General features: G+C 36.7%; 8 protein-coding genes and 1 pseudogene. All 9 read left to right on the top strand.

The features are described from left to right. The first annotated feature begins 41 nt into the window (after nucleotides 1–41). A complete protein-coding gene (locus JCM14932_RS10565; RefSeq protein WP_025024823.1) occupies nucleotides 42–329 on the top strand; it encodes a Veg family protein in 288 nt (95 codons plus the stop codon). 138 nt (nucleotides 330–467) lie between these two features. Continuing rightward, nucleotides 468–2054 (top strand): SLAP domain-containing protein, encoded by a 1587-nt coding sequence (locus tag JCM14932_RS10560; protein WP_025024822.1) that lies wholly within the window; start codon nucleotides 468–470, stop codon nucleotides 2052–2054. Nucleotides 2055–2190: 136 nt separating this feature from the next. After that, nucleotides 2191–3834 (top strand): SLAP domain-containing protein, encoded by a 1644-nt coding sequence (locus JCM14932_RS10555; protein WP_025024821.1) that lies wholly within the window; start codon nucleotides 2191–2193, stop codon nucleotides 3832–3834. A 141-nt stretch (nucleotides 3835–3975) separates the two neighbouring features. Beyond that, complete coding sequence (locus tag JCM14932_RS10545) at nucleotides 3976–5598, top strand: bacterial Ig-like domain-containing protein (RefSeq protein WP_025024820.1); 1623 nt, start codon at nucleotides 3976–3978, stop codon at nucleotides 5596–5598. Between the two features lie 77 nt (nucleotides 5599–5675). Beyond that, nucleotides 5676–7127 (top strand): SLAP domain-containing protein, encoded by a 1452-nt coding sequence (locus tag JCM14932_RS10540; RefSeq protein WP_025024819.1) that lies wholly within the window; start codon nucleotides 5676–5678, stop codon nucleotides 7125–7127. Nucleotides 7128–7282: 155 nt separating this feature from the next. After that, complete coding sequence (gene purR, locus JCM14932_RS10535; protein WP_025024818.1) at nucleotides 7283–8125, top strand: pur operon repressor; 843 nt, start codon at nucleotides 7283–7285, stop codon at nucleotides 8123–8125. 75 nt (nucleotides 8126–8200) lie between these two features. Further along, nucleotides 8201–9588, top strand: a pseudogene (glmU, locus tag JCM14932_RS15335) (bifunctional UDP-N-acetylglucosamine diphosphorylase/glucosamine-1-phosphate N-acetyltransferase GlmU). Nucleotides 9589–9600: 12 nt separating this feature from the next. Then, a complete protein-coding gene (locus JCM14932_RS10525) occupies nucleotides 9601–10578 on the top strand; it encodes a ribose-phosphate diphosphokinase (protein WP_025024817.1) in 978 nt (325 codons plus the stop codon). Nucleotides 10579–10803: 225 nt separating this feature from the next. Continuing rightward, a complete protein-coding gene (locus JCM14932_RS10520; protein ID WP_025024816.1) occupies nucleotides 10804–10995 on the top strand; it encodes a hypothetical protein in 192 nt (63 codons plus the stop codon). Nucleotides 10996–10997: the final 2 nt, after the last annotated feature.

The raw sequence follows: 10997 nt of genomic DNA, 5'->3' as shown, positions 1-10997 counted from the left end.
AAACCGTGGTAGAATTGCACTCCTAAGGAGTGATTTATAAAATGCCAACGTCATTGAAATCAATTAAGAGTCGTCTAGATGCTCATTTAGGCGAGAACTTAACGGTTGTAGCACAAGCAGGTCGTAAAAAAGTTATCCGCCGTCGCGGAACTTTAGCAGAAACATTCCATTCAGTTTTTGTAGTTGATTTGGATCAAAATGAAAATTCTTTTGAAAGAGTTTCATATAGTTATGCTGATCTACTAACAAAGTCTATTGATATTACATTCGATAGTGAAGAAACAGAAGCAGATTCAAGCGCCGATGCAGAAGTTGCTGACGCTGAATAATAGATACTAAAAATAGGATTGCCGAGAGAAGGCAGTCCTATTTTTTTCGTTCTTTTTTGTTTTAGCGTGACAAGGTTACAAGTATTTTTATAAGATGATATCACGTTAAAAAAATCACAATAAGGGAAGTGAGATTTTATGAGTAAGAGAAAAATAGTTTTGGTGGCTACTGGGTTGTGTGCGGGGATGTTGGTTACGTCTGGCATTGTTAATGTGCCTGTAATTTCTGGGACGGTAAGAAGTGAAAAAGTTAAAGCTGCTACTGGTAATAAGAATATTGATATACCTGATCCAAAGCTGCACGAAGCTTTGGACGAACATTTTAAGGACTTGGATGGAGATTGGACCATGGATGATTTGAATAAGCCAACTAGAAGTATGAACTTAGAGGGTTATGGTATAACGGATTTAACGGGATTGGAAGACATAAAGGTTGAGTTTTTATATCTTGATTATAACGATATAACGAGTATTGGGCCACTTTTGTCAGCATCAATAAATCAACTTAATATTGGCGATAATCGCATTTCAAACTTTGATGAGTTTCATAATCTTAAGGTAGATCTTGTATATTCATCTCGTCAAAGAGTGGATCTGGGTACAAAAGTATTTACATCCTCAAATTTATCATTAGATTTAAACGAACAATTTGGAAGTAAAAAAAATATGGTGAATATATATTCGATACGTATTGATGATGGTGATGATTTATTACCAGGAGAATATAACTTTTCAGAAGATAGAATATTGGATATTGGTAGTGTGGAAAATAATAAAGGAAAAGTAAGAATGAATTTTAAATTAGAAAATACATTTGGTCCAAATGATTATTCACATCCGCGTGGAGGAATAGTTATGGATTACATAATTGATACGTCAATAAGAATCAACACTTATGACACGATCACTATAACTGAAGGCGACGGATTCGATGAAATGAGAGGAATAAAGGAATTTACTGATGCTAATGGTAATGTAGTTGAAGTAGACCCTAGTCTTGTTAATATTGAGGGAAGTGTCAATATTAATAAGGCAGGAACCTATCCATTGACTTATACGATTAAGGATAATCCTGGAGAAGGAAAGACGACTGTTATTGTGAAAGAGAAGCCAGGTACGGGTGGTAATTCTAATATCGAAGATATCGACTCCAAAAATGTTATGACTGATAAAAAAGAAATCGATACATATAACGAAAATGGTAAAAAGGTTGGAACCAAAGACTTATTAGGAGTAACGAATTTCAAAGTTACCAAGATGAATACTATTGATGGCACTAAGTATTACCAAATCAGTACTAATGAATGGATCAAAGAAAGTGATGTGAATGAGTTCCATTCTAATCCAGTCGTTATTCAGACCCATCATAATACTCATACCACTCTTAGCACTTTGAGTGGTAACACTGTTACTAATCGTGCGTTAGCTGCCAATAGTAACTGGTATGCTAGTGGACATGTATTTATTGATGGAGAAAAATATTACCGTGTTGCAACTAATGAATGGATCCATGTTGATCATGGAGTGGAATACGAAAAGATTAGTGGTGTTGTTACAGCAAAAGAGACAGCACAACTTTATAGCAGTAAGGGTAAGAAGACTCACCGTGCATTGATGAAGAATTCAAAGTTTGTGACTGATAAAGTTGGTACTATTAATGGACAAACTATGTACCGTGTTGCTAGTGATGAATGGGTGCCGGAAGAATTAGTTAGTCTTAATTAGAATGTAAATTTGTGGAGAATTGCGAAAGCAGTTCTCTTTTTCTATTTCCAGAGTTGTGTTTAAACATGACAGAGTTACAAGTATTTTTATATACTTTTATTACGTTAATTAATTCACAAAAAAGGAAGTGAATATTATGAAAAAGAGAAAAATAGTTTTAGTGGCTACGGGGTTATCTGCGGGAATGTTGCTTAGTAGCACAGTTGTGAACGTGCCTATTGTTTGGGGATTGAGTTCGGTTCAGGTGGTTAAGGCGGAGGAATTAGACAGAGGTGGTATGAAAGATTATGAATTGATAAAGGCTATTGGTGATGATGCCAATTTGGGTAATCCCAATTGGACATTAGATGAATTAAGGAAGCATGGTAATGATCTTAGTTTATATGATCGGGATATTTATGATGTAACAGGTTTAGAAAATGCTATAAATTCTGAGCAAATACATGTGGGTGATAATTATATATCCAATTTTAATGCACTATTTGAACTTCAGAATGAAACAGATTTTGATGGTAGGATTGTTATTGGAAATCAAAGAATCGAGTGGGGGTATGAAAACTTCCAGCGATCTTTAAGTAATCATGTTAGAATAAAATGCAACTATTTTGATGAAAATAAGCCGGGTATTGACATTAAAATAGGTAAAGTAATGAATAAAAATACTAATACAGAAGAAATAGGTATTCGATTTGAATCTGCATATGATCAACCTTATGAATTTGATCTTTGGTTTGATAACGGACTTGGTATTTACGATGTTGAAATAATCTTTGAAGTAGATATAGGAGCAGAAGGACCAAATGCAATAGGGACAGTCACGGTTCCTTATGAATTTCATATTACGCAAGAACCAAGCATGTCTGTGAAAGATATAATAGTTAACGTTGGGGATCCTATAGATTACGAAAAAGGTTATAGTGATGCAATTGATGAGAACGGGGGTATCCTTGATAAGAATAGAGTTATTTGGGAAGGCACAGATAATATCAATACTGCATCTCCTGGTGAACATAAATTTTATTATTATGTTTCTGGTTTTCCTTATATCCAGTTTCCTTCAAAGGTTATAGTTCTCTCTAACGAGGATTCTGGTGATGTAGATGATAATGATGATGGTGATCCAAATGGCAATAACACCCCAGGTTCAGGCGGCTCCAATTCCGGAGGTGGAAGCTCAAGTAAAATTGAAGACATAGCTCCAACCAACATCATGACTGACAAGAAGTCACTTCCAATCTATAACGTAAATGGAAATAAATTAGAACCCAAAACTCTAACAAAGCAAACAACTGATTTTGTAACAGAGAAGCTCAATACAGTCGGGGAGAATAAGTTTTATAGAATTGGTGAGAACGAATGGGTTAATACTAAAGATGTGAAAGTGTTCCATTACAACGATGGATTCAAACAAACACACGGGGATTCACACAAGGAGTTAACTCAATTCCGTAATAGGGGAATGGTTGAGAATCGTGCATTGAAGTCTGCTAGTAGTTGGGTAACTGACAGATATGCAATGTTCGGAACAGAGAAGTACCACCGAGTTGCGACTCACGAATGGGTTCATGATGATCACGTGGTTAAGTACACACCGATTAGTGGAATCGTGGAGGCTAATGAAAATGCGCAACTATACAATAGTCGGGGAAATAAGAGCAATAGAGGCTTGATGCAAGGATCCAGATTCGTTACTGATAGAACTGCCACAATCAATGGCGAGTTGATGTATCGAGTTGCGACCGATGAATGGGTATCCGCAAGTTTAGTAACTTTAGATTAAAAATTATAGATTCAAAAGGAGGATTGCGATGGCAATTCTCCTTTTTGCTGCGCTCAAGTTGTGTTTAAAAATGACAAAGTTACAAGTATTTTTATATAATTTTATTACGATAAAAAATTCACAATAAAGGAAGTGAATATTATGAAGAAAAAGATAATGTTGGTAGCTACTGGATTATCTACAAGTTTAATATTGGTGTCTGCTATTCCGGGGAATGTAAACCAATTTTGGAATGCAGTTGGGATTGAAAAAATTCAGGCGGATGATTCAGATGATATTGAAACTTTGATACCAGATTCTGCGTTACGTGCAGCAATGTATAGAGATATATATAGGAAATATGATGAATTGACTATGGATAATATTGGTGAAGTAACAAATGTTGGATTACAAGGGAAAATGAATCTTGAAGGATTAACTTATGCTCCAAATATTACATATATATCTATGAGTGGCCCCTTTGATAATTTAAGTATTTTAAAAGATATGCCTAATCTTGAGAGTGTGAGAATAGGTAATATACATATTTCCAATTTTGATATATTTGAAAATATACCGCTACCTAAAGATGATGGCAGCAGGCCAGATAATCAAACTATAGGTGAACCAGAAATAATTGTTACAGACAATAAATTTGAAATTGATTTGGATTCGTATGTAGGAAAAGAATATGTAGTGCCAATAGGTAATGTTTCCGTGATGATCGGCAATATTAAAATGGACAGTTCTTATGATCCAGATACACGTAAAGTAACATTGACGGACATAACAGAAAAACTTAATACCGATGATAATACGACTGATCAAATTAACGAAGATCTAACTGTGAAGTTTGATGAAACAGTTAGATTCAGTAATAGAGATTCTAAAGTAACAGTTACAATCACTCAGCCGTTTGTAATTTATATGCCTGTAGTAAGGGTAAAAGATGTAACTATGTATGTTGGAGATATTTGGAATAATGATATGGGATTGGTAAAAGCTCAGAATAACTTGGGTAAAACCTTCAAGGCAAATGAATTAGATGTTGAAGGAGATGTCGATACAACCAAAATTGGAGATACCGAAATAACATATCGACTTAAAGAAGATCATAGTGTATTTGATACTGCCAAGGTAAAAGTAGTAAAACGACCAACTGGTGGCGGAGGAGGCAACAACAGCAAAATCGAAGATATCAAACCAACTAACATCATGACGGATAAAAAATTACTGGACGTTTACAACGTAAGTGGAAAAAAACTAGAACCAAAGACTTTAACAAAACAAACAACAGATTTTGTAACAGAAAAGATCAACACAATTGGCAAGGTACAGTACTACCGAATTGGTGAGAACGAGTGGGTTAAAACTGATGACGTAAAAGTTTTCCATTATAACAATGCGGTTAAACAAACCCACGGCGATGACCACAAAGAATTGACTCAATTCAGAAATATCGGTCAAGTTAGCAACCGTGCGTTGAAGCCAATTACCAATTGGGTGACTGACAGATATGCTTACTTCAAAGATGAAAAATATCATAGAGTTGCGACTCACGAATGGGTTCACGATGACCACGTGGTTAAGTACACATCTATCAGTGGTGTAGTAAAGGTTAATGAAGATGTTCCACTATACAACAGTCAAGGGAAGGCAAGTAATCGAGGTTTGATGAACAATTCAGAATTCATTACTGACAAGTCAGCAATGATCAACGACCAACTAATGTATCGTGTGGCAACAGACGAATGGGTATCAGCGGAATCAGTTACTTTGAAATAAATTACAGACTAAATTAGGAGATTGCCGTAGCAACCTCCTTTTGTTTACCAAAATTCAGAATAAGGGAAGTGAAAACTATGAAGAAGAAAAGAGTGATAATAGTCTCCACATTGTTGTCAGCGGGAATAATTACCGCAGCAGTTGTGGTTGATAATACTAGTTTGTTTTCGAATCTTAATGTTATTGAGAATGTTAAGGCTGATGATAAGGATGAAAATGATATTAATAGTTGGATGCCAGATGAGAATTTACAGCAGATTATAGCTGATATATATAAAGTTGATATAGAAGATTTGACATGGAAGATATTGGAAGAAAAACCGGCTCATAATAAAGGAGAATCATTATTTGTACATCTGGAGGGTGTGGAAGATCTGGATGGATTACAGTATGTAAAAAAAATGACTGGAGTTCGTTTTTATAATCCTGTTAAGAATATTAATGTTTTAAGTGAACATGATTATTTAAATAATTTACAGATTGCAAATGTAAAGACAGCTAACTTTGATCCGTATCTGTTTGACTTGAAATATGATAGTAGTCGTAAACCGGGTACATCTAGAAGTGGTCAGATTTTTACAGGTGAGATGATTAAATCAAGTAAGGATTTTATATCGATAGATTTAAAAAAATATTTTGGAGATACATTTATTGGGATTTTAAATGATGAGGTGAACGTAATAACGGAAAATCCAAATGCAACATCTTATTTTGATAAAATTAATAAGATTGTAGAAGTTTCTAATTTGACTAGGGAAATGGAGTCAGAAGATGGTAGTTATACAGGTAATATTAAAATAGAATTTGTAGAAATTGCACATTTGTTTTCTGTAGAAATGGAGCCAAGTACGGTAACAATTCAAATTACAATTCCATATGAAATTACTCCAAAACCTAAGCCAGGTGGTGGCGGCGGAAAACCAACCAACAAAATTGAATCTATCGATACAACTAACATTATGACCGACAAAAAGGCCATAGATACATACGATGCCTATGGCCAAAATAAAAAAGAAAGAACATTAACAAAACAAACAACCGACTTTGTAACTGAAACAAAGAATACTGTTGGGAAAACAGAATACTATCGAATTGGTGAGAATGAATGGGTTAAAACCGATGATGTAAAAGTTTTCCATTTCAATAATGCAGTTAAACAAACTCATGGGGATGACCATAAGGAGTTAACACAATTCCGCAACAGGGGAAAGGTTGAGAACCGTGCATTGAAGTCGTCTAGTAGTTGGGTAACCGACAGATATGCTTACTTCAAAGATGACAAATACCACCGAGTAGCGACTCACGAATGGGTACACGATGACCATGTACTTAAGTACACGCCAATCGATGGTGTGCTCAAGGTCAATGAAAATGTGCCACTGTACAATAGCCAGGGGAAGGTAAGAAATAGAGGGTTGATGAACAATTCGGAATTCATCACTGATAGAACTGCCACAATCAACGACCAACTAATGTATCGTGTGGCAACAGATGAATGGGTTCCCGCAAGCTCGGTAACATTAAAGTAACTAATCAAGATGGTTCTGATTAAATATCAGAACCTTTTTTGTATCCAATTAGGCAAAAAGCTTGAAAATCTTAACAAGTTAGTGGAAAATGAATTGATTGTTATGTAATTTACTTTATAATTTTAATTGAGACAGGTTTTTTAGGAGAGAGATATATGAAAACACGAAGAAGCGAACGATTAATCGACATGACTCGTTACTTGTTGGAGAGACCGCACACTCTGATTTCTTTAGCATTTTTCGCTGACCGATATGAATCAGCCAAGTCATCGATTTCTGAGGATCTAGGTATTTTAAGACGAACATTTATGATTCGTGGCATTGGTGCCTTAGAGACATTGCCCGGTGCAGGTGGAGGGGTTATTTTTACACCCGGTATTTCTAAGAAGGAAGCCACGGATTTTGTCGACACGACAACTAAGAGATTAGAAGAGCCTGACAGAATTTTGCCCGGTGGCTATTTGTATCTAACCGATTTATTAGCTGATCCAGAGGTTTTGAGAACTATTGGAAGAATGATTGCGACGCAATATTCACAAAGTTCAATTGACGTGGTCATGACTGTTGCTACTAAGGGAATTCCTATTGCCCAAAGTGTTGCCAGTTTCTTGAACATCCCATTTGTGATTGTTCGTCGTGATTCGAAGATCACTGAAGGTTCAACTATCAGTGTTAACTATGCCTCAGGGTCATCTGATCGAATTGAGAAGATGGAGTTGTCCAAGCGTAGTTTGCCAGAGGGTTCACGTGTCTTAGTAGTCGACGACTTCATGAAGGGTGGCGGTACTATAAATGGTATGCGCAGCCTTATTTCAGAATTCAATGCGATTTTTGCCGGAGCAACAGTCTTCGCCGAGAATATCAATGTGAAGTCAGAGTTCAGAGATAACAAAGTTACTTCGATTTTTAAAGTCGAAGAAATCGACACGGTCAACCGTATTCTCAAGATGGAATCCGGAGATTATTTAGCAAAAACAGATTTCAGTTATTTTGAGTAAAAACATAATTGAGTAGAGTATGTGAATAATGCTATTATATATAAGGATATTTGAGTGACTGAAAGGGAGTTTCCAATGTCGAATCGTTATGTAATAATTCTCGCTGCCGGCAAGGGCACAAGAATGAAATCAAAATTGTACAAAGTATTGCATCCAGTAGCTGGTAGAGCTATGGTCGATCATGTTTTGACTCAAGTAGAAAAAATCAATCCTACTATAGTTGAAACTGTTATCGGTAGTGGTGCCGAAAAGGTCCGTGATTTACTCGGTGACCGTACTAAGTATGCCTTGCAAAAAGAACAACTAGGTACTGCCCATGCTGTATTACAGACTGAAGATGTTTTAGCTGGTAAAGCAGGAACAACACTGATCATCAATGGTGATTGTCCACTATTTACTGCCGAAACTTTCGAAAAACTATTTGCTTATCACGAAGAACAAAATGCTGCCGTTACTATTTTGACAGCACATGCGGATAATCCATTCGGATATGGCCGTATGGTTCGTGACGCTGATGGTAATGTTGTGAAGATCGTCGAACAAAAAGACGCTTCAGAAACTGAAAAGAAGATTCAAGAAATCAACACAGGTGTATTTTGCTTCGACAACGAATTGTTGTTCAGCAATTTGCACAATGTCAATAATGACAATGCTCAAGCGAGTATTACTTGCCAGATTTAATCTCCATGTTCAAGGATCAAGGTAAAAAAGTTGCCGCATATCAAATGTCAGACTTGTCTGAATCAATGGGTGTTAACGACCGTGTTGCCTTATCACATGCTGAGAAGTTGATGCAAACACGTATCAATGAAGCTCACATGCGTGATGGTGTAACAATTATCGATCCTGATAACACTTATATCGATGTTGATGTTAAAATCGGCAATGATACTGTCATCGAACCAAACACTAAGATTTTTGGTAAGACAACAATTGGTTCTAACTGTTTGATCGGTTCAGGTTCAAGACTTGAAGATGCTACAATTGAAGACAACGTTAAGATCATCAGTTCAACTGTCGAGAGTGCTATTATGCATACTGGCAGTGACTTGGGTCCAAATTCACATTTGCGTCCAAAAGCTGAAATCGGTAAAGACGTTCATGTCGGTAACTTCTGTGAGATCAAGAATGCTAAGATCGGCGACCGTACTAAAGTCGGTCACTTAACGTATGTTGGTGATGCTACTTTGGGAACAGATATCAATGTCGGCTGTGGTGTTGTATTCGTCAACTACGATGGTGTCAAGAAGTGGCACAGTACCATTGGTGACCACTCATTCATCGGTAGTAACTCGAACATCATTGCCCCAGTTGAGATGGAAGATCATTCCTTCATCGCTGCTGGTTCAACGATTACCAAGGATATTCCTAAGCACGCTATGGCAATTGCCAGAGAGAGACAAACAAACAAAGAAGATTTTTGGAATAGATTACCATTATCAAAAAGTGAAGATTGGAAATAAGGGTGGAAATTAATGTCATATCAAAATAACGAACGACCAATGAAGATTTTTGCGTTGAATTCAAACAAACCTTTGGCAGAAAAAATCGCTAAAGAAGTTGGAATTCCGCTAGGAAAGTCATCAGTTACACGTTTTAGTGACGGTGAAATCCAAATCAACATTGAAGAGAGTATTCGTGGTGCCGAAGTATTCTTGATTCAATCAACCTCAGCCCCAGTTAACGATAACTTGATGGAATTATTGATCATGGTCGATGCTTTGAAGCGCGCTTCAGCTCACTTGATCAACGTAGTTATTCCTTACTACGGTTATGCTAGACAAGATAGAAAGTCACGTTCACGTGAACCTATCACTGCTAAGTTAGTTGCTAACATGTTGCAACGTGCCGGTGTTGACCGTGTACTCGCACTTGACTTGCATGCTGCACAAATCCAAGGTTTCTTCGATATTCCTGTTGATCACTTGATGGGTGCACCACTTCTAGCAGATTACTTCCTAACAAATCATCTTGAAGAAGATGCCGTTGTTGTTTCACCTGATCACGGTGGTGTTACTCGTGCCAGAAAACTTGCTGAATTCTTGAAGACACCAATTGCTATCATTGATAAACGTAGACCTCGTGCTAATGTTGCTGAAGTTATGAATATCATTGGTAACGTCAAAGGCAAACGTGCCATCATCATCGATGATATGATCGATACTGCTGGTACAATTTCATTAGCATCACAAGCATTGATCGACGCCGGTGCTACTGAAGTTTATGCATGTTGTACACACCCAATTCTTTCAGGCCCAGCTATCGAAAGAATTGAAGCTTCACCAATCAAGAAGTTGATCGTTACAGATTCAATCAATCTTCCTAAAGAAAAAATTATTGACCGTATGGTTCAAGTTTCAGTTGGACCACTTATCGGTGACGCCATTCGTCGTATCCATGACAACGAACCAGTTAGTCCATTGTTCGATACACGTTTCAAGCGTAATAAATAGAGCGTAAAAAAACACGGTTAGCTTTCGAGTATAACCTAAAAAAGGCCACTGAATTTACATAGTAAATTTAGTGGCCTTTTTGTAGTTAAACGGAGGAAGTTGTGTTTTTTTGCGCGTTTAGGAATTTTGTTGCCAAGAAGTACATTCTGAGTCGATATTTTGATTAACCTGTTTCAATGGAGTATTTTTTAAAAACAAAAAGTACTTTTATTGGTGGTGTTGACGATGATTCCAATGTTCTGGACCTTTACTATGATTATGGTTATTTTGACGCTTTGTTTGAAGAGTGAACGTTATGCGCGCAATGTCAAAACTTATAAATCAGATTTAATAACGGTGGGACTGGCGATTGGCATTACGACGGTTATTTGTCTGACGTTCTTCGTCGCTAGTGGACACACTTACATGCTATTTTGATA

Origin of the sequence: Companilactobacillus nodensis DSM 19682 = JCM 14932 = NBRC 107160, assembly GCF_000615905.1 — a bacterium.
GTDB classification, from domain to species: domain Bacteria; phylum Bacillota; class Bacilli; order Lactobacillales; family Lactobacillaceae; genus Companilactobacillus; species Companilactobacillus nodensis.
Note: the sequence above shows the minus strand (reverse complement) of the source record. Positions and strands in the feature narration are given on the sequence as shown.